14 protein-coding genes are annotated in these 19,983 nt (G+C 62.9%); 4 read left to right on the top strand and 10 right to left on the bottom strand.

What is annotated here, in order from left to right:
- Nucleotides 1-46 precede the first annotated feature (46 nt).
- Nucleotides 47-2,584, bottom strand: coding sequence for a penicillin-binding protein 1A (locus ACTJLB_RS25005; protein WP_440784805.1), 2,538 nt, complete (start codon nucleotides 2,582-2,584; stop codon nucleotides 47-49).
- A gap of 169 nt (nucleotides 2,585-2,753) precedes the next feature.
- On the opposite strand from ACTJLB_RS25005, the gene fabV reads away from it, so the two are divergent.
- Nucleotides 2,754-3,950 (top strand): enoyl-ACP reductase FabV, encoded by a 1,197-nt coding sequence (gene fabV / locus ACTJLB_RS25000; RefSeq protein WP_027778304.1) that lies wholly within the window; start codon nucleotides 2,754-2,756, stop codon nucleotides 3,948-3,950.
- A gap of 129 nt (nucleotides 3,951-4,079) precedes the next feature.
- On the opposite strand, the gene ACTJLB_RS24995 is transcribed toward fabV, so the two are convergent.
- On the bottom strand, nucleotides 4,080-4,709 hold the full coding sequence (locus ACTJLB_RS24995) for a glutathione S-transferase family protein (protein WP_440784803.1): 630 nt from the start codon (nucleotides 4,707-4,709) through the stop codon (nucleotides 4,080-4,082).
- Nucleotides 4,710-4,921: 212 nt separating this feature from the next.
- On the opposite strand from ACTJLB_RS24995, the gene ACTJLB_RS24990 reads away from it, so the two are divergent.
- Nucleotides 4,922-5,287, top strand: coding sequence for a hypothetical protein (locus ACTJLB_RS24990; protein WP_020065989.1), 366 nt, complete (start codon nucleotides 4,922-4,924; stop codon nucleotides 5,285-5,287).
- A gap of 232 nt (nucleotides 5,288-5,519) precedes the next feature.
- Nucleotides 5,520-6,455, top strand: coding sequence for a LysR substrate-binding domain-containing protein (locus ACTJLB_RS24985; protein WP_440784802.1), 936 nt, complete (start codon nucleotides 5,520-5,522; stop codon nucleotides 6,453-6,455).
- A 112-nt stretch (nucleotides 6,456-6,567) separates the two neighbouring features.
- Here the strand turns inward: ACTJLB_RS24985 and ACTJLB_RS24980 are convergent, their stop codons facing one another.
- The 4 genes from ACTJLB_RS24980 to aldA all read right to left on the bottom strand — a co-directional run bounded on the left by ACTJLB_RS24980 (nucleotide 6,568) and on the right by aldA (nucleotide 12,476).
- A complete protein-coding gene (locus tag ACTJLB_RS24980; RefSeq protein ID WP_440784801.1) occupies nucleotides 6,568-8,229 on the bottom strand; it encodes a GMC family oxidoreductase in 1,662 nt (553 codons plus the stop codon).
- Between the two features lie 58 nt (nucleotides 8,230-8,287).
- Nucleotides 8,288-9,505 carry a mandelate racemase/muconate lactonizing enzyme family protein gene (locus ACTJLB_RS24975; protein ID WP_440784800.1) on the bottom strand — a complete coding sequence of 406 codons (1,218 nt, stop codon included), beginning with the start codon at nucleotides 9,503-9,505 and terminating at the stop codon, nucleotides 8,288-8,290.
- Nucleotides 9,506-10,801 carry an MFS transporter gene (locus ACTJLB_RS24970; protein ID WP_440784832.1) on the bottom strand — a complete coding sequence of 432 codons (1,296 nt, stop codon included), beginning with the start codon at nucleotides 10,799-10,801 and terminating at the stop codon, nucleotides 9,506-9,508.
- Between the two features lie 229 nt (nucleotides 10,802-11,030).
- Nucleotides 11,031-12,476 (bottom strand): aldehyde dehydrogenase, encoded by a 1,446-nt coding sequence (aldA, locus tag ACTJLB_RS24965; protein ID WP_440784799.1) that lies wholly within the window; start codon nucleotides 12,474-12,476, stop codon nucleotides 11,031-11,033.
- Nucleotides 12,477-12,746: 270 nt separating this feature from the next.
- Between aldA and ACTJLB_RS24960 the strand changes: the two genes are divergently transcribed.
- Complete coding sequence (locus ACTJLB_RS24960) at nucleotides 12,747-13,916, top strand: porin (protein WP_440784798.1); 1,170 nt, start codon at nucleotides 12,747-12,749, stop codon at nucleotides 13,914-13,916.
- A gap of 12 nt (nucleotides 13,917-13,928) precedes the next feature.
- Here ACTJLB_RS24960 and ACTJLB_RS24955 read toward each other — a convergent pair whose 3' ends face one another.
- From ACTJLB_RS24955 to nirB, 4 genes are all read right to left on the bottom strand, one after another.
- Entirely contained in the window at nucleotides 13,929-14,417 is a 489-nt protein-coding gene (locus tag ACTJLB_RS24955; protein WP_087754692.1) for an MgtC/SapB family protein, read from the bottom strand.
- Between the two features lie 129 nt (nucleotides 14,418-14,546).
- The gene (locus ACTJLB_RS24950) at nucleotides 14,547-15,230 is read right to left on the bottom strand and encodes a type IV pili methyl-accepting chemotaxis transducer N-terminal domain-containing protein (RefSeq protein ID WP_440784797.1); all 684 of its coding nucleotides are present in this window, start codon (nucleotides 15,228-15,230) and stop codon (nucleotides 14,547-14,549) included.
- Nucleotides 15,231-15,361: 131 nt separating this feature from the next.
- Complete coding sequence (locus ACTJLB_RS24945; RefSeq protein WP_020065980.1) at nucleotides 15,362-16,729, bottom strand: MFS transporter; 1,368 nt, start codon at nucleotides 16,727-16,729, stop codon at nucleotides 15,362-15,364.
- Nucleotides 16,730-16,931: 202 nt separating this feature from the next.
- A complete protein-coding gene (nirB, locus tag ACTJLB_RS24940; protein WP_440784796.1) occupies nucleotides 16,932-19,472 on the bottom strand; it encodes a nitrite reductase large subunit NirB in 2,541 nt (846 codons plus the stop codon).
- Nucleotides 19,473-19,983 lie beyond the last annotated feature (511 nt).

The raw sequence follows: 19,983 nt of genomic DNA, 5'->3' as shown, positions 1-19,983 counted from the left end.
CGGGACGCGGCGACACGGCGCCGGGTCGTCCCTAGCCCGGTCGCGCTCAAGGCGAGCCGTTCGCGGCGCCAGCCTGACTTCCGGCGCCCACCGCGTCGGGCGGCACGACGTCGTCCGGCGTGGGCGTAGGCGCCAACGCCGCTGCGCCGGCGCCCTGCGCGTCGCCGTGGACGGGCTCGCTGCCGAACACCGAAGTCGCTGACGAACCGGAAGCCGTGGCGTCGCCGGGCGTGGAAAGAAGCGGCGGTAACGGCCGCGATTCCGCGCTGGCTGCCGCTGCTGCACTGGCGGCAGCCTCGGCGCTCGCACCCTCTGTCACCGCCCCCGGCGAAGCTGTCGCCACAGGCGCACGTCGCGTCGTGTTGCGAGCCGTCATGGCCGTCTGAGACTTCACCGTCGACGACGGAAAGAGATGCTGGAACCATTCCCGCAGCCGCTCGGAACGCTCGGCGAACCAGCCCGGCTGCTGCTCGGTCGCGAACCGCACGCGTGTGTCGACCAGCTTCGAGCGCTGCGCGCGCTGGAAGAAGTCGCCGACGATCGGCAACGCGCTATGCGCGCCCTGTCCCCAGTAGTCGCTGCGCAACGTCACGCGGCTGTCGTTGAAACCGACCCACGCGCCGGCCACGAGTTGCGGATGAATCAGGATGAACCAGCCGTCTGCGTTGCCCTGCGTCGTGCCGGTCTTGCCCGCTACGTCGCCGCGCACGCCGAAGCGTCCGCGTATCGCCGATCCCGTGCCGCGGTTCACGACGTCGCGCATCACGTCGACGAGCGTGCGGGCGGCGTCCGCAGGCAGTTCCTGTTGCGGCTGCGCCGGCGCGAAGTCGGCGAGCACTTCGCCGTTGCGGTCCTCGATGCGCGTGACCATCACCGGCTCCACGTATCCGCCGAGGTTGGCAATCGTTCCGTACGCCGAGACCATCTCCTTCAGCGTGACCGGGCTCGTGCCGAGCGCGAGCGACGGCACGGCGTCGAGCGGGCTGTCGCGCACGCCCATGGCGCGGGCGAGCCGCGCGACCTTGTTCGGGCCGACCGTTTGCATCAGTTGCGCGGTGATGCGGTTGCGCGAATAGGCGAGCCCGTCGCGCAGCGTGATTGCCCGCTCGCTCGGCTCGTCTTCGTCGCTCGGACGCCAGACTTCTCCGCCCGCGAGCTGTATTTCGACCGGCTGATCGACGAGCGTGTCGGTCGGCTTCGCACCCGCCTCGAAGGCGGCTGCGTAGACAAACGGCTTGAACGTCGAGCCGGGCTGACGGCGCGCCTGCTGCACGTGGTCGAACGGATCCTGACTGAAGTCGCGGCTGCCGACCCACGCCCTGATCTGGCCGTTGCGCGGGTCCATCGCGAGAAAATCCGCCTGCACGCGGGTCTTGGATTCGCAGAGCGATTGCACAAGGTTGCGGTCGGACGACACGCGCTTGAGCGCATCGTCGTCGGTCAGGCCCATGTCTTTCGCGGCCCGAAAGTCCGGCGTTTCGCGCAGGAAGGTTGCGAGCAGTTCCTTGCCGTTCGAACAACCGGCGCGGCTGCCCCACGCCGCATTGGCGATGCCTTGCAACTGGTTGCCCTGCAGGATCACCGCCTGGGTGGCCATGGTCTGCAGGCGCGAATCGATCGTGGTGCGCACCACGAGGCCGTCAGAATAAATGTTGTAGTCGTTGCGATCGGCCCACGCCGCGAGCCACTTGCGCAGTTGCTGCGCGAAGTGCGGCGCGGGTCCAGGCGGCTCGGTCTGCCGCTCGAAGTCGATGCGCAGCGGGCGTTTCCTGAGCGTCTCGAACGCGGCGGGCGTGAGCTTGCCGAACTTCACCATCTGCGCGAGCACGGTATTGCGCCGCTGCAATGCGCGCTCCGGGTTGAGCACCGGGTTGTAGTAGCTGTTGCCCTTCAGCATGCCCGCGAGCGTCGAGCTTTCGAGCACGTTCAGGTCCGACGCCGACTTGTCGAAATACGTGCGCGCCGCCATCTCGATGCCGTACGCGTTGTAGAGAAACGGCACCGTGTTGAGGTACGTTTCGAGGATCTCGTCCTTCGTGTAGAGCGCCTCGATCTTGAAGGCGGTGATCGCCTCCTTCAGCTTGCGGTTTAGCGTCGGCGCACGGCCGATTTCGTCCGGATAAAGATTGCGCGCGAGTTGCTGCGTGATCGTCGAGCCGCCCTGCCGGTCGCCGGAAAACGTATGCAGCGCGGCCGATGCGGTGCGCCGCCAGTCCAGCCCGAAATGCTCATAGAAGCGATGATCTTCGGTGGCGATCAGCGCATTGACCACATTCGGCGAGATGTCCTTGAGCTTGACCCACTCGCGGTTGGACGGCTTGAACTCGGCGAGCAGCTTGCCGTCGGCCGAGAGAATGCGCGCGGGCTGCTCGATCTTGGCCTTGCGAATATCGCCGATGCCCGGCGTGAACGGAATCAGCAGCAGCACATACAGCACGAACAACAGCGGAAGCGCCGCGCAGGCCCTCAGCACGCCGCGGCGGGTCGGATGGCGCAGGTGCCGCAACGCCCCGGTCACGAGCGGGTTCGCGCGGGTCAGACCTCGGTCGAGGGTCTCCAGAATCAGGGAAATAAAACGCTTCACACCGGTTACCGTCTGCTCGAAAAGGCTGAATCCTACCAAGATGTGCGAAGCCGTCCGATTTCCGGCTTGCATGGCGGCCCGCCCGGCGCGCCCCTTGACCGATCCCGCGCGCCACGCCAGGAGCCGCGCGGGCCACTATAATGTCGCCAATTCCGACAAGAGGTGCTTCATGATCATCAAACCGCGCGTGCGTGGATTCATCTGCGTCACCACCCATCCGACGGGCTGCGAGGCCAACGTCAAGGAACAGATCGAATACGTCAAGGCACGCGGCCCCATCGCGAACGGTCCCAAAAAGGTCCTCGTGATCGGCGCATCCACGGGCTACGGACTTGCCGCGCGCATCACGGCGGCGTTTGGCAGCGGCGCGGACACGCTCGGCGTGTTCTTCGAGCGCGGCGGCAGCGAAACCAAGGCGGGCACGGCCGGCTGGTACAACAGCGCGGCATTCGAGAAATTCGCGAACGCAGAAGGCCTGTACGCGACGAGCATCAACGGCGACGCATTTTCGGACGAAGTAAAGGCACGCACGATCGAGGTCATCAAGCGCGATCTCGGCCAGGTCGATCTCGTCGTGTACAGCCTCGCCGCGCCCAAGCGCACGCATCCGAAAACCGGCGAAGTGTTCAACTCCACGTTGAAACCGGTCGGCAAGGCGGTCAAGCTGCGCGGCATCGACACGGACAAGGAAGTCATCAAGGAAACCGTGCTCGAACCCGCCACGCAAACCGAAATCGATCACACGGTCGCCGTCATGGGCGGCGAAGACTGGCAAATGTGGATCGACGCGCTGCTGGAAGCCGGCGTGCTCGCAGACGGCGCGAAGACGACCGCGTTCACCTACCTCGGCGAAAAAATCACGCACGACATCTACTGGAACGGCTCGATTGGCGCGGCCAAGAAAGACCTCGACCAGAAAGTGCTCGGCATTCGCGAGAAGCTCTCGGCCAAAGGCGGCGACGCGCGCGTCTCGGTGCTGAAGGCGGTCGTCACGCAAGCGAGTTCCGCGATTCCGATGATGCCGCTCTACCTGTCGCTGCTCTTCAAGGTGATGAAGGCAAAAGGCACGCACGAGGGCTGCATCGAGCAGGTCTACGGCCTCTACAAGGAGAGTCTGTACGGTTCGGCGCCGCACATCGACGACGAAGGACGCTTGCGCGCGGACTACAAGGAACTGGCCCCCGACGTGCAAAACGAGGTTCAGGCGCTGTGGGACAAGGTCACGAACGACAACATCTACGAACTTACCGATTTCAGCGGTTACAAGACGGATTTTCTGCGTCTTTTCGGATTCGAGATCGCAGGTGTCGACTACGAGGCCGACGTCAATCCGGACGTGCAGATTCCGCGGCTCGTGCAGGTTTGAGCGGTTGCGGTAGCGACCGCGTTTGCGTCTGTGTTTGTGTTGCGGGGCCGTTGTGGCCCCGCGTCGTTTGTCCGGTTGGTCTTCTTCCTCTTTTCTTCCTCTGTTCTTCTTCTCTGCTCGCGACCGCGCCTACGGCGTGCCGTTGCGGCAGTATTCGCGATAACCGTCTCGTTCCGCGAGACGCGTCATATAAGCGGCGACGGCGGGTAGATCGTCGTGCTCAATCGGCGTTTCGAGCCAACGGTTGATCGACAGCGCGATCGGAATGTCCGCGAGCGAGAACGCATTGCCCGCGATGAACGCGCCGGTTCGCTGCAACTGCCCTTCGACGATCGCCATGTGCTTCGCCCAGTTCGCCCGCGACGACTCGATCTGCTGCGCGTCGCGATGCGCGGGCGACTGCCGCACGAGCGCGAGGAACGCGTAACTCCACGAACGGTTCAGTTCGCTCGCCTGCCAGTCGATCCACTGGTCGCATCGCGCGCGCTCGCACGGGTCGGCCGGATAGAGCGACTCGCCGCGATCTCGATAGCGGCCGGCGAGGTAGCGGATGATCGAGTTGGATTCCCACAGTACGAAGTCGCCGTCCTTGATGACGGGAACCATTGCGTTCGGATTGAGCGCGAGAAACTGCGGGTCGCTGGTCGGGCGAAATCCTGCGCCCCAGTCTTCCTGCTCGAACGCAAGGCCGAGTTCGGCACAGGTCCACAGCACCTTGCGCACGTTGATGGATGAAGTCTTGCCGAGGATTTGCAGCATAGGACGTCGGATACGGTAGTCGGGGAAAATGGCTACGTTAGCGCGTCACGGGATTTTCCGCTGCTCGTGCAGCGCCGGCGGCGCCGTGCAGCGTGCGCCAGGGTACGCCCGGGAATTGCCGCTGGTGAATTCTGCGTGATATTGTTAATAAATGCGGAGGACGGCCGCACGCCGCCTCCCCCGGAAAGCACTTTACCGCAGCGAGCGTCGCCATGAGTGATGTACGCCACCATCTGAGTCCGCGAGACCGCCTGGAGCTGTTGTGCTGGCTCACATGCGGCAGCCTCGGCGCTTATTACCTCAACGAGGACTGGCCCGACGCGGCGTTCCACGTACAGGCCGCCCACAAATGGCTCGACCGGCGCGCACGTGAGGCCGACTGGCTTTCCATTGCGAAGTTGTCGGCGACCGCGCTGGAGATTGCGCGACGCCACGCGCGCTTTGTCGACACCGACTGGGCGCGCGACGCCGTCGAAGAAATCCTGGACACCGACGAACTCGACCCTCAAGCCCGGCTCGTACGGCAGGTTCTTGCGGACTGCGAGAAGGCGCTGGCGGACCGGCGGACCGCGGATTAACTTTTCCAGTAAAACCTGGGTTGACGTGGCCGCTTAACGATTCGACCACAACGGTTGAACGAATCCTCCGCGCACCGGCCGGGCTCCGCGCTCAGCCGGGAAGCAGAGAAACCGGAAACCGGCTCAAAACCCTCATGCGGCGTGCATCGCTTCGCGCACCCAAACGCTAGAATGCCGGGCATAGCGCGCACTCGCGCGCCTTCTTCTCCGGTCGAACACCTTGAAACGCAAAATGCCCGCGCTGAATGCGCTCAAAGCCTTTGAAGTGGCTGGCCGCACGGGCAGCTTCACACGCGCCGCGGAATTGTTGAACGTCACGCAAAGCGCGGTGAGCCGGCAAGTGCGCCAACTGGAGGCGCAGATCGGCGAGACGTTGCTGCAACGCCATCATCACCATCTCGAGCTTTCGGCCGCCGGCCGCGTGCTGTTGCAAGCGCTGCAGCAGTCGTTCGACCGTATCGAACTCACGGTGCGCAGCCTGCAGGAGAAAACGCATCGCAATCGCCTGCGCATCAACGCGCCGCCCACCTTCACGAGCCGCTGGCTGATGCCGCGCCTCGGCCGTCTGCGCGACGCGCATCCGCACCTCGAAGTGAGCCTGTCCACGCGCCTCGACGACAAACTCGCGGAGTCAGGCGTGCTCGACTGCGCAATCCGCTTCGGCAACGGCGAGTGGGAAGGTTTCGATAATCGTCTGTTGATGAACGAACGGCATGTCGCTGTCTGCGCGCCGGCACTGCTCGCGCGGCAGGCTGGCCGCGCCGCTATCGACCTCAACGAGTTCACGCTGCTGCATGTGCTGGCCAGCGCGGATCAGCGTTACCTGACCTGGCAACACTGGCTGAAGGCCGCCGGAATCGAGAACGTGGATACGCGCGGCGGTTATGAATTCGATCTGCTCGACCACGCGATTCGCGCGGCCATCGACGGTCTCGGCGTGACGATTGCAGACCGCAACATGATCGCGCGCGAACTCGCCGAAGGCCGGCTGGTGCAAGTGTTGAACGTGCACGTCGACGGCCACCAGTCGTACTGGCTCGTCACCCGCGCCGGGCAGGACGAACTGCCGCACGTCACACTGTTTCGCAACTGGTTGCAGCAGGAAATCTGGCTGGGTGAACGGGCTTTCGAGTCGTCCGAGGCGGTGCCGTTGGGCGACGTATCGTGACAGCCGCGCTGTAGATGGTGGCGTCGGCGTCGACATTGCGGATATGAAAAAGCCGCGCCGATCGACTGACCGGCGCGGCGTTTCAAGCACCTTCTGAAGGTGCCAACGAGCATCATGCGGCGGTGGCGAACTCCGCCACATAAGGCTCGTGCGCGGCGTGCGCGGTCGCGTCGTCGAGAATCATGTCAGCGCCCTTCTCCGCGACCATCATTGTGGGCGCATTGATGTTGCCGGAAGTGATGTTCGGAAAGACCGACGCATCGACCACGCGCAATCCGGCAACGCCATGCACGCGCAAACGCGCATCCACCACGGACGTGCGCGGATCATTGCCCATCGCGCAAGAGCCGCACAAATGATAGATCGAGCCGGACTGCTCGCGAAAGTACTGCAGGAAGCTTTCGCGGCTCGTTACCTGCGGCCCAGGTGAGATTTCCTCGACCGTGATTTCCTTTAATGCGGGCGATGCCATCACCTTGCGCACGAGCTCGCAGCCCTGGATCACCTCGTCGATATCCTTTTCCGTAGTCAGCGCGTTCAGGCGGATTTTCGCGGCATCTTCCGCACGGTTCGACGCGATTTCGATCGAGCCGCGGCTCGTCGGCCGGCAAGGATTGAATGCAAGCAGGAAACCCGAATACGGTTCCGGCTCCAGACTCGCCTTGTTGCTCTTCGGAATGCGGTACGACAGCGGATTGAAGTAAAGCTGCAGGTTAGGCTGCGCCTCGCGCTCGCTGCCTCTGAAGAAACCGCCCGACTGATTCACGCTCATCGCAAGCGGCCCCTTGCGCGTGAGCAAATACTGCAACCCGAGCTTCAGCTTGCCGAACAGCGGCCGCAGTTCGTCGTTCAGCGTCTTCACGTTCGCGCGGTAATAGAAGCTCACGCACAGGTGGTCCTGCAGATTCTGGCCAACTGCGGGCAATTCCTTGATCGTCGTAATGCCGTGTTTCGCGAGCAGTGCGCTATCGCCGAGGCCGGACAGTTGCAGCAGCTTCGGCGAATCGACAGCGCCGGCAGCGAGAATCACCTCGCGCTTCGCCATGAAACGCCGGGCGACGCCGTTCTGCGTGACGCTCACGCCGATAGCGCGGTGCTTGCCCTCGAACAGAACGCGATTGACCAACACGTTGTGTTCGACCGTGAGATTCTTGCGCGCGAGCGCCGGATGCAGATACTCGAAACTGCTCGACGAGCGTTGGCCGTTGCGCGTGTTGACATCGTAAATACCGGCACCTTCGAACTGTGCGCCGTTGAAGTCGTCGCTGCGCCGGTAGCCTGCCTGATCGCAGCCCTTCAGGAACACATGACAGATCGGATGCACGGCGTCTTTCATCGGCGAAATGCGGATCGGGCCGTCAGCGCCGTGATATTCCGTATCGCCGAGCGGATGCGATTCGAGCTTGCGGAAATACGGCAGGACATCGCGAAATGCCCAGCCTGGATTTCCGGCTGCCGCCCAATCGTCGAAATCATGCGGCTGGCCGCGCACGTAGATCATCGCGTTGATCGAACCGGAGCCGCCCTGCACCTTGCCGCGCGGGCAATAAATAGGCCGGTTATCGAGCTCCTTTTCCGGTTCGCTGTAGTACATCCAGTTGTAGGTTTCGTTGTAATACGTCTTCGTGAAACCCACCGGTACCCTGAACCAGAACGAGCTGTCCTTGCCGCCCGCCTCCAGCAGCAGCACCGAGTATTCGCCCGACGCCGACAGGCGATTGGCGAGAATGCAGCCCGCCGACCCGGCGCCGACGATGATGTAGTCGTAGTTCATGCTATATCGCCAGAGTGGCGCTCAATCCATTGAATGCTTGTAGAAGGCCGCGCGGCGTTCAGCCCTTGGCCGGCGCGAGATCTTTCACGTCGACGGGTTGCGCGGCCATTTGCAGGTGCAGACGCTCGCCCGTATATGGCGTGTGCTGCGCGAGCACTTCCATGTTCAGTTCGACGCCGAGGCCAGGCTCGCGCGACGGAATGATGTAGCCGTCTTCCCACTGAAGCGGCTTCTTCAGCACGGCGGCGTGAAAACCGTCCCATGTGCCGATGCTTTCCTGGATCAGGAAGTTCGGCGTGCATGCGGCCAGCTGAATGCTCGCCGCCGCGCCGATCGGACCGTTGTACAGATGCGGCGCGATCTGCGCGTAGTACACCTCGGCCAGTGCAGCAACCTTTTTCGCTTCGAGCAGTCCGCCCACGCGCGCCACGTTCAATTGCAGAATAGACGCAGCACCCGCTTGCAGCAGCTTGAAGAACTCGTATTTCGTAGTGAGGCGCTCGCCCGCTGCGACTGGAATGCTCGTGTGCCGCGCGACTTGCGCCATCGCGTCTTCCTGACCCGGCGGCACCGGCTCTTCGAACCAGAGCGGATCGTATTTTTCGAGGCGCTTCGCAAGCCGGATCGCCGACGAAGGCACCATCTGCCCATGCGTGCCGAATAGCAGATCGGCCTTGCTGCCCACCGCTTCACGCACGCGGCGGCAGAACGTCTCGCAACGGTCGAGCACTTCCATGGACAGTTGATGCCCCGAGTAAGCCGTGTACGGCCCCGCCGGATCGAACTTCACCGCCGTGAAGCCGCGCTTCACGTTCTCGGCGGCGCATTCGGCGGCGAGGTCGGGATCGTCGTAATCGTATTCGCCGCGGCTGTTCTTCGGGTACAGGTATGTGTACGAACGCAGGCGCGGATTGACCATGCCGCCGAGCAACTCGTACACCGGCTTGCCGGCGGCCTTGCCGATGATGTCCCAGCACGCCATTTCGAGGCCGCTCACCACGCCCATCATCGTCAGGTCGGGGCGTTGCGTGAAACCGCTCGAATACGCTTCGCGCCAGAGCCGCTCGACATGATGCGGATCGTGATCGAGCAGGTAGCGGGAAAAGACATCGTCCACGATATGCATCATTGCTTTCGGATGGAATGTGGCCGAATAGATTTCGCCGACGCCTTCAATGCCGCAATCGGTCTTCAGTTTGACAAAAATCCAGTACATGCCGCCGACGTGCGGCGGCGGTACGGCAACGACATGCGTTTCGAGCGAGACAACTTTCATTTACGCAACCTCTTTCCTGTTGAGCATGTTTCTTAGCGCGAGTCCGGCGAAACCGCCGAGCGCCGCCATCGCGGCCACATAGCCGAAGTACAGCTGATAGCCGAATACGCCCGGGAACGTCTGCGTCAGATAACCGTTGATGAGCGGCAGAAACACATCGGGCGAATAGCCAAGTACGGAGATGAGACCGATTGCAAGGCCCATCGTGGAAACCGGAATGTTGCAGCGATCCAGCAGCGACCAGTAAAGCCCGCGAATCGCGTAGGTCAGAATGCCGATGAACAGCACGAGAAAGACCAGCAGCACATGGCTCGAAATACGCGGTGCGGCCATCAGTCCGACGAGCGACAGCGCAGCCAGGAAGAGCGCGATAACCAGCACGGACACCTTCGAGTAACGGTCGCCGAGAAAGCCGCCGCCAATGCCGCCGATGGGTCGCATCCACAGCTTCAGGGTGGTGATCGTGCCGGCCATTACGACCGTGAGCCCAATATCGCCTTCGTGCAGATAGGCAGAAAAGCTGTAGGTTGCCCAGAACACCTGATAGCCGCAGAACACAATGGCTGCGACGAGCCACAGTTCGGGAATTCTCGCGAGCGTTGCGAGATCGGCGAGCACGTTGCTGCGCTGACGCGCTGCGCGATTCGCGGCGTCGGCGCGGGCGCCCTGCTCGCCTTGCGGATCCTTCACGAGCACGAGCACGACGCCCAGCGCGATGCACAGGAACGCGTACAGGTAGACGACCATCCGGAAGCCGGCTGCGGCCGTCTCTCCTTTCGTCTGCGTCGCCCACGCGAACAGCGTGATCGCGATCGTGGCGAGCATCGCTTCGATGAGACCGCGCCCGCCGTCGAGCAGACCGAAGAAGCGGCCTTGCTCGTTCGTACCGGCAATCATCGTGACGCGCTTGATGACTGCCGCCCAGAACGTAAGACCGGTAGACAGGCCCCAGCCGCCGAAGATCAACATCAGCATGGGAAACGACGGCGCGCTCGAATACCACAGCCCTAGCGCACCCGTTGCGATCAGCGAGAAACAGATCAGCATGCGTGGCGCGAAGCGATCCGCGAGCCAGCCGCTCGGCAGATAGCTCAGCAAGAAGATGGTACCGAGCGACGAGTACAGATAGCCGAGCTGGCTATCGGTGATATGGAACACTTCGAGCATGGTCGGCTGATAGACCTGCCGCAGATACAGAATCGGATAGATCGCGCCGGCGGCGAGCACCAGCAACATCAGCTGCGTATAGCGGCGCCCCTTTGTTTGTTGCAGCGCGGCTTGCGCGTCGGCTTTCATGCCGGCTTCCCTCTCGCCTAATGCGAGCGCAGCCGGGGTCGAAGACGATTGAACGGGTTGAGATGACACGTGAGCCTCCTGACAGGCACAGCGCCGACTGAGCGGCCTGTGCGTCTCCAATATGTTTTGTTATGAGAGGCAGCGCTTCGCTCTCTCTGGACGAAGCAAGGCAAACGCACGCCGTGCCTTGCGGACTGCTATGCACGGCGCGGCGCGCGCCGGTTCGGCCTTAGTACTTCATGACGACGAGACGGGTCTGCGTGAATTCGAGCATGCCGTGCTTGCCGTCGTCGCCGCCGAGCCCCGAGCGTTTCCAGCCAGCGTGGAAGCCCTGATACGGATCGGCCGGCGTGCGGTTCACATAGAGTTCGCCGGCCTCGATACCGTTGGCGACTTTCATCGCGTTTCGGTAGTTCTCCGTATAGAGCACTGACGACAAGCCGAACTGGTGGTCGTTGGCCATGTCGAGCGCTTCGTCGAGCGTCCGGTATTTGACGACCGGCATGACCGGACCGAACGTCTCCTCCTGCACGATCTCCATGTCCTGACGGCAGTTCGACAGCAGCGTGGCCGGATAGAAAAAGCCTTTGCCCTCGGCCGACGCCGGCAGCTTGCCGCCCGTTTCCAGCGTGGCGCCGGCTGCGATCGCCCGCTCGACCATCGCGTGGATCGACTGACGTGACGCTTCATTGACGAGCGGACCCATCAGCGAAGGTTGCTCGCTGCGGTCGCCGAATTCGACCGCGCTCATGTGGCGTTTGAGCAGCGCGACGAAGCGGTCGTGCACGCTTTCGTGCACGTAGACACGTTCGATCGCCGTGCAAAGCTGCCCGCAATGCGTGGTCTTCGAGGCGACCAGTTCACGCGCGGCTCTTTCGAGATCGGCATCGGCCTCGATGATGGCGGGCGTCTTGCCGCCCAGTTCGAGCGACGGCTTGGCGATGTTCTCCTTGCAGTACTCGAGCACCTTGCGACCCGCGCCGACGCTGCCCGTCAGCGTGATCATGCCGATCCTGGGATGCGTGCAAAGCGCCTCGGCAGTCGCATGGTTCATGGCCAGGATATTGACGACGCCCGCGGGCAGGCCGGCCTTCTCGACTGCCTTCGCGATTTCGAATGCGGAGGTCGGCGTGTTGTTGCTCGGGCGAACAACCACCGTGTTGCCGGCGATCAGCGCAGGCGCCACCTTACGCATGAACGTATAGACCGGATAATTGAACGGAATCAGGCACGCGACCACGCCGATGGGCTCCCGATGCAGCACGAGGTTTTCATCGGGCGAATCGCTTGGAATCACCTCGCCTTCGATGCGGCGTGCCCACTCTGCGTGGTAACGCGTGATCTGACCGGCGTAGACGGCCTCGCTGGTTGCATCGGCGACGCTCTTGCCCGACTCCAGCGCAAGCGCGGCGCCAATGTCCGGCGCGCATTCGGTCAATGTGTCGGCGAGCTTATGCAGATACGCGCCCCGCTCCGCGGAAGGCAGCTTGCGCCACGCCTTCTGGGCGACCGCCGCGGCGTCGACTGCTGCAATGACGTCGGCGTGGCTCGCGGCCGTGACGTGCGCAATCAGCGCTTCGGTGGCGGGGTTGTAGACGGCGATCAATTCGTGATCGGCAGAACCGGCGGCGGGTTCGAGGAAACGGCCATTGGCAAAGTTCCGGTCGAGTCGCATGTTTGTCTCCTTCTTCTTGCTGTGCTGGAAGCGCATGGCCAGTCGTATCCGGCTACATGCGAAAGTGCATGGACGGAATTTTTGTCTGGGTCAGGACCGGCCACAAGCGAATAATTCGCGGGACAAACATTCGAAAAAATCACGTTTATCCAGGGATGTGCCTCATTCGAGAACCGGTTCACGAATTGCAGAATCCGGGCTTCGCCAAAAAGCAGCGGCCGCGCCGGGCCTCGGCCACACGCCGCTCATTACCAACGTCTGGAGCTCTCGATGATAAAAACGACCTTGTCCGCCACCGCTACCCTCAGTGCCCTCGCAGCCCTTGCGTCACTGGCCGCTCCGTGCGCGTTCGCACAAAGCAGCGTGACGCTCTATGGCGTGCTCGACGAAGGCCTCGACTACACGAACAACGCCGGACATGGCGCAGTGTGGGAAATGGCAAGCGGCTACGCGCAGGGCAGCCGTTGGGGCCTGAAGGGTTCCGAGGATCTGGGCGGCGGCATGAAAGCCGTGTTTCAGCTGGAAAACGGCTTCGACGTGAACTCCGGGCGGCTCGGTCAGGGTGGCCGCATGTTCGGCCGGCAGGCATATGTGGGATTGAGCGACAGCCGCTTCGGCACGCTCACGTTCGGTCGCCAGTACGATTCGGTGGTGGATTACCTCGCGCAGACCACGGCTAACGGCAACTGGGCCGGCTACCTGTTCGCGCATCCGTACGACAACGACAACACCGACAACTCGTTCCGGCTCGGCAACAGCGTGAAGTACACGAGCCCCGAAATAGCAGGCCTGCAGTTCGGGGGCGTCTACAGCTTCAGCAACGACACCAACTTCGCCAATAACCGTGCGTACAGCTTTGGCGCCCAGTATGCAACCGGCGGTCTGCTGATCGCGGCGGCCTATTTGCAGGCAAATAATCCCGGCATGGGAGCAACTGGCGCGATCACCGCGAACGACGCAAGCTTTATCGCCGCACGCATGCGCGTTTTCGGCGGCGGCATTAACTACACGTTCGGCCCGGCTACCGTCGGCTTCGCTTATACGAACTCCACGTACAAGAGTCCGACCGGCAACGGCTATATCGGCATTCCGCTCGCCGCGCCAGGCGTCGAATTGAACACGCTCAAGTATCAGAACTTCGAAGTGAACGGCAAATATCAGTTCACGCCCGCATTTTTCGTCGGTGCTCAGTACGTGTACACGATCGAGAACTATGATGCATCGTCAGGCAGCGTGAAGCCGAAAATCCACTCGGTCGGACTGATGGCGGACTACAACGTGTCAAAACGCACAGACGTCTATGTGCAGGGCGAGTACCAGAAGGTCACGGGAGACTCGACCCATTCGATTCTCGACAACGCGTTTATTCCCGGTGTGCAGGCGCCTTCGTCGACGGGCACGCAGGTCGCCGTGCGCGTTGCGCTGAGGCACAAGTTCTAACGCACGCTCTCGCTATTTGCCGTCGGGCATGTTGCCTTTCACAAGGCGCGCGCTCGACAGGATCAGCAACGCAATCACCACGCTGAGGATCGCCGTGGCCTCGCGTCCGAGGCCCGCGGCCACACCGACACCGGCGCTGAGCCAAAGGCTTGCCGCCGTCGTCAGGCCGCGCACTTCGCGCTGCGCACTGAGCTTCATGATGGCGCCCGCACCGAGAAAGCCGATGCCGGACACGAGCCCTTGCAGCACGCGGCTCATGTTGTCTTGTGAGAAGCCGGCTTGCAGCGGCACGACGACGAACAGGGCCGCGCCCACCGCCACCATCATGTGCGTTCGCATACCGGCGTCGCGCTGCGACATTTCCCGCTCGAAACCGAGCACGCCGCCCAGTATCAACGCGAGCCCGAGACGCATCAGCACCTGCGTTACATCGGCTGGATCCCCGAGATCTGAGAATTCTGCCTTGGCCGTTGCCCACACGGCCTGCCATCCACTGTTCATGTAATTGCCCCGACGTTTGAGAAAACGCCAAGCATAGCCGGGATGAGCACGCGTGGGCAGGTGGGCCGAGATCAGCGATCAGTGTTGAAGCGCTGCGCGTTGCGCGAACTACGTAGCACGCGTGACGTATCAGGCGCCCGAGACTTTCTTCACGAATGCGCTGACCACTGCCTCCAGTTCCTTCGTGATCGAAGTCATGACACCGGCCACGACCGCGAACTCGCGACCGGTCACGTTCGTGCGGCTGGCCACGATCTGACCGTTGAAGGACACGATATGCGCTTCTTTCGCGATCGACTTGATGCGATCGATCAACTGCTGCTGCTCTTTCTTCTGGGCACGCGCAATACGGCGGCTTTCCTGTTCGTAGACCGCTGTGACGCCATGTAAGTCGCCGAGCAACGGGTCCGCCGACGCGATCAGGACTTCTAGAGCACTTTCGGCGTTCGAAGCCTCGCGCGCTATGGCGTCGAGCGCCGCGTGCGCCAGGGCGATGAAGTTCGTGATCCTCTTCTCCACGTGTCCGCTGCTGCTACCGTTGCCGCTTCCATGAAAAGCCTCGCGCAGAGCGGGCGAAAAGAGTCCCGGCAGACCATCGCGGCCTTGCACCAGTGCCGCGTGACTGTCCGCGAAGGTGCGCAATGTCTCCTGTGCGATGGCGAGCGCGCCGTCGCTACGACGCAGCGCGAGCATCGCCTTGAAGACGATGCGCTGCGAAAGCATCCGTTGACGTCCTGCCATGTTGATCAACGAACTCAACACTTCGCTGGACACGTCCACTTGCGGCGTGAGCCGTTCTATCGTTGTGAGCATATCTACTTCGGAAGATCCAGATCGGCGGGTTGCGCCGGCGTGCTGTTGCTTGCACGTCGACGCGTCCGTTGGCGCGCCCGTTGATACGTCCGTTGATGCGCTGAGTGACTGCTTTCCGTTAGCCAGATGCGTTACTCGGTTGCATGAGCGTGCATCACGCCCGATTGCATCGACCACGCCATCCACGGCCGGCGCAGCGCGACGATTGCGACAAACGCACACGCGGCCAGCGCGCCGAAGGTGGCAAAGCCCATCTGATATGAACCAGTGCTTTCCTTCGCCATGCCCATCACGACAGGCAGATAGAAACCGCCGATGCCGCCCGCCGCGCCGACGATGCCCGACATCAGGCCGGTGCGGCCGGCCCAGCGATGCGGCACGAGCTGGAACGTCGCGCCATTGCCGAGGCCAAAGGCCAGGTACAGGCACAGCAGCAGCGCAATGCCGCCCGCGAGCGTCGGCATGACCGCGGCAAACACGAAGTCGCACACCGAGATGATGGCGAGCAGCACGGTCAATGCGCGCACGCCGGAGACCTTGTCGGCGATCAGGCCGCCAAGCGGACGCACGAGCGCGCCGGTCGCGGCGAGAAGCGCCATGAAAAGACCCGCGTCGATCTTCGACAGTTGATAGAGGTTGGTGAGCAGCAGCGACACATACGAGGACATACCCACGAAACCCCCGAACGTGATGCTATAGACGAGCATGATGACCCACGTGTCGCGCTCCGCCAGCACCGCGCGATAGCGCTTGGGCAGCACCGCAATGGCAAGCAGCGCGCCGATCACCGGCAACAGCAGCACGCCCGTTTTGCCCGAACCGAAGATGCCCGCTTCGACCAGCAGCACGAGCACGATCAGGCCGACAAGCGTTACCACGAAGCTGCCGAATGCGCGCAGCACGCTGCCCGTCTTCACGCCGGAGTCGTTTGCCCAGAAATACAGCGTGATGCCTGCGATAGCGAGCAGAGGCAACGCACCGCCCGTAGCAGTCTGCCAGCCGTAGTGAGTCGCGAGTTGCGGGAACAGGAAACCGTCGAGCACCGCGCCGATGTTGCCCGCGGCGGCGAGTCCCAGCACGAGACCCTGTACCTTCGGCGGATAGTTGCTGCCTGCCATCGGCAATGCAACAGCGAAGCTCGCACCGCCGACGCCGAGGAACACGCCCAGCACCAGCAGCAGCGTGTACGACGGAACAGACGGTAGCAACGGCAACACGATGGTCGGCACCGCCGACAGCAGCACGCCGAGCAACGCAATGCGCTTGCCATGCGCCGACTGATAGAGGTTGCCGAGCGTTACTCGCAAGATCGCTGCGGACAGCACAGGCACCGCGACGAGCAGGCCTTGCTGTGCCGGAGTCATCGCAATGCTCTTGCTGATGAACGGCGCGAGCGGGCCATATAGAACCCAGACCGTGAAGCCGGTATCGAAATAGAGGAAACACGCTACCAGCGCGCGCCAGTCTCCACTCTTAAGGGAGCTCATCACGTTTTTCATCAGACATCCTCACTAAACTGATTTTCGACCATCCGGCTCACTGCATGCTTCGCCACGCACCGGAATGATCACTATGTTGAAACCCGCACTATTCATGCAACGTCCATGCCATGCGGGCCTGATTTTCGATGCAGAACTACGTGCTCCTTGAAGCTTGAATCTGATACGCGCCAGCGAGTACGCGAGCCATGGCGCCAATGAATCAAACGGTTTCCACTACGACCGGAATGGCGGCAAGCTTCGATTGACGTTCATCGTGTGTCGCCGGGCGGATCTGCCCGCGTTCCTCGACGAAGCTCACTGTGCTGTCGGACTCGTCGCTGTTGACGAAATGGCGGAAGCGCTTGCGCGTTTCGGGATCGGTCACTGCCTTCTTCCACTCGCATTCGTAGGTGTCGATCACGTGCTGCATGTCCGCTTCGAGTTCTTCGGCCACGCCCAGGTGGTCGTCGACAACCACGTCGATCAGATACTGGAGCCCGCCTTCGAGGTTCTCGCGCCACACGCTGGTGCGTTGCAGACGGTCGGCGGTGCGCACGTAGAACATCAGAAAGCGGTCGATGTAGCGCACGAGCGTTTCGCGGTCGAGGTCTGAGGCAAGCAGTTCCGCGTGACGCGGCTTCATGCCGCCGTTGCCGCACACGTACAGGTTCCAGCCCTTGTCCGTCGCGATGATGCCGACGTCCTTGCCCTGCGCTTCCGCGCACTCGCGTGTGCAGCCCGAGACGCCGAACTTGATCTTGTGCGGCGTGCGCAGGCCCTTATAGCGGTTCTCGAGTTCGACAGCGAGGCCCACCGAATCGCCCACGCCATAGCGGCACCATGTCGAGCCGACGCACGACTTCACGGTGCGCAGCGATTTGCCGTACGCATGGCCCGACTCGAACCCCGCCGCGATAAGCTCTTCCCAGATGAACGGCAGTTGCTCGACGCGCGCACCGAACAGGTCGACGCGCTGGCCGCCGGTGATCTTCGTATAGAGGCCGTATTTCTTCGCAACCTGCGCAACGGCGATCAGACCGTCGGGCGTGACTTCGCCGCCCGCCATGCGCGGCACGACCGAATATGTGCCGTCGCGCTGAATGTTGGCGAGGTAGTAGTCGTTCGTGTCCTGCAGCGACGCGTGCTCTTTCTTCAGCACGAATTCGTTCCAGCACGACGCAAGAATGCTGGCGACCACCGGCTTGCAGATATCGCAGCCGAGACCATGGCCATGTTTCGCGAGCAGTTCGCCGAAGCTGCGAACGCCTTCCACGCGCACGATGTGATACAGCTCCTGGCGCGAATACGCGAAGTGCTCGCACACATGGTTGTTCACCGCGAGGCCCTGCTTCTTCATCTCGGCCTTCATCACCTGCGTGACGAGCGGCACGCAACCGCCGCAGGAAGTGCCCGCGCTAGTCGCGCATTTGAGCGCGCCGATGTCGGTCGCGCCCGCGCAAACGGCGGCGCACAAGTCGCCTTTCGACACGTTGTTGCACGAGCAGATCTGCGCGGCGTCCGGCAGCGCGTCGACGCCGAGTCCCGGCTTCGCCTTGCCGTCGCTTTGCGGCAGGATCAGAAATTCGGGCGACTCCGGTAGCTCGATGCGGTTGAGCATCATCTGCAGCAGCGTGCCGTACTCGCTTGCATCGCCGACCATTACGCCGCCCAGCAGATACTTGCCGCATTCCGAGACCACGAGCTTCTTGTAGATCTGCTTGCGTTCGTCGCTGAACTGATACGCGCGGCTGCCCGGCGTATTGCCATGCGCATCGCCGATGCTCGCGACGTCCACGCCCATCAGTTTGAGTTTGGTACTCATGTCGGCGCCCGCGAATTCGGCGGGCTCGCCCAGCAGTTGCCTCGCGACCGTGCGCGCCATGTCGTAGCCGGGCGCGACGAGGCCGAACAACTGGCCGTTCCACAGCGCGCACTCGCCGATTGCATAGATGTGCGGATCGCTCGTGCGGCATGCGTTGTCGATCACGATGCCGCCGCGCGCGCCGAGCGTCAGGCCGCTGTCGCGCGCCAAGTCGTCGCGCGGACGAATGCCCGCGGAGAACACGATCATGTCAGTGTCGAGATACGTGCCGTCCGCGAATTGCATGCGGTGCGTGCCCGCTTCGCCGTCGACGATCGCCGTGGTGTTCTTCTGCGTGTGCACCGTCACGCCGAGTTCTTCGATCTTCGTGCGCAGCACGCGGCCGCCGCCTTCATCGACCTGAACCGCCATCAGGCGCGGCGCGAATTCGACCACATGTGTCTGCAGACCCATGTCGCGCAGCGCCTTCGCGCATTCGAGACCCAGGAGCCCGCCGCCGACCACCGTGCCGGTCTTCGAGCGCGCGCCGCATTCCTGCATCGCCTCCAGATCGTCGATGGTTCGATAGACGAAGCAATCGCTGCGCTCGCGTCCCTGCACCGGCGGCACGAACGGATAGGAGCCGGTCGCGAACACGAGCTTGTCGTAAGGCAGCGTCTCGCCAGTCGAGACAGTCACGGTGCGCGCGGCGCGGTCGATCGAGACAGCCTTCGCGTTGAGCTTGAGCAACACGTTCCGGCGTTCGAAGAAGCCCGGTTCCACAAGCGAGAGGTCGTCCGCCGTCTTGCCGGAGAAGAATTCGGAGAGGTGCACGCGGTCATACGCCGGACGCGATTCTTCGCACAGCACCGTGATGTCGAGGCCGTGCGCGGCATCTTGCGCCAGACACTCGACCAGTTTGTGACCGACCATCCCGTGACCGATAACGATGATTTTCATGACCGCGGCTTCCTCAATGTGCTGGGCATCGGTCGCCGCCATGCCGTCATCGGCAATGCGGCGCCGGAAATAAAAACGGCGTCCCGCGAACCCAGTCGATGACTGAATTCGGGGGACGCCGTTGTCCTGACCTGGTACTGCGGCAAGTGCCTCGTGTGGCGCTCGCGGCGGATCCACGTTGATCCGATGGCGGGACTAAATGCAAGGGCTGTGCCAATCGCCTGAGATGTCCGCGTGCGCCCCGCCGCACGGGGCTTCGCGCAGCATTGCGCGTGTCGGTGCCGATTCGCACGCGCGACGCATTTCGATGCAGACCGGCACTTCGATGGTGCGACGCAGCACTTTGCGCGTGCCAAAAGCGGGCGCGTAGCCGGTGCAGAAGAGTCCCGCACGAGGAGCGCCGTGACGGCGTCGCGCTCTTTTAGTCAGCGGCTGGCAGGGCGTCCGCAACGTGCCTCAACGCGCATCGCCGAAGCTTCGACTCGACCGAATGCTTGCCGCCAGCGTCGCG

Origin of the sequence: Paraburkholderia sp. 22098, assembly GCF_052045935.1 — a bacterium.
GTDB lineage: Bacteria > Pseudomonadota > Gammaproteobacteria > Burkholderiales > Burkholderiaceae > Paraburkholderia > Paraburkholderia caledonica.
This window is presented reverse-complemented; position numbering and strand designations above follow the sequence as displayed.

Coding starts and splice junctions, on each gene's coding strand:
- fabV (WP_027778304.1), top strand. CDS start 2,754: ATGATCATCAAACCGCGCGTGCGTGGATTCATCTGCGTCACCACCCAT.
- ACTJLB_RS24995 (WP_440784803.1), bottom strand. CDS start 4,709: ATGCTGCAAATCCTCGGCAAGACTTCATCCATCAACGTGCGCAAGGTG.
- ACTJLB_RS24990 (WP_020065989.1), top strand. CDS start 4,922: ATGAGTGATGTACGCCACCATCTGAGTCCGCGAGACCGCCTGGAGCTG.
- ACTJLB_RS24985 (WP_440784802.1), top strand. CDS start 5,520: ATGCCCGCGCTGAATGCGCTCAAAGCCTTTGAAGTGGCTGGCCGCACG.
- ACTJLB_RS24980 (WP_440784801.1), bottom strand. CDS start 8,229: ATGAACTACGACTACATCATCGTCGGCGCCGGGTCGGCGGGCTGCATT.
- ACTJLB_RS24975 (WP_440784800.1), bottom strand. CDS start 9,505: ATGAAAGTTGTCTCGCTCGAAACGCATGTCGTTGCCGTACCGCCGCCG.
- ACTJLB_RS24970 (WP_440784832.1), bottom strand. CDS start 10,801: ATGAAAGCCGACGCGCAAGCCGCGCTGCAACAAACAAAGGGGCGCCGC.
- aldA (WP_440784799.1), bottom strand. CDS start 12,476: ATGCGACTCGACCGGAACTTTGCCAATGGCCGTTTCCTCGAACCCGCC.
- ACTJLB_RS24960 (WP_440784798.1), top strand. CDS start 12,747: ATGATAAAAACGACCTTGTCCGCCACCGCTACCCTCAGTGCCCTCGCA.
- ACTJLB_RS24955 (WP_087754692.1), bottom strand. CDS start 14,417: ATGAACAGTGGATGGCAGGCCGTGTGGGCAACGGCCAAGGCAGAATTC.
- ACTJLB_RS24950 (WP_440784797.1), bottom strand. CDS start 15,230: ATGCTCACAACGATAGAACGGCTCACGCCGCAAGTGGACGTGTCCAGC.
- ACTJLB_RS24945 (WP_020065980.1), bottom strand. CDS start 16,729: ATGAAAAACGTGATGAGCTCCCTTAAGAGTGGAGACTGGCGCGCGCTG.
- nirB (WP_440784796.1), bottom strand. CDS start 19,472: ATGAAAATCATCGTTATCGGTCACGGGATGGTCGGTCACAAACTGGTC.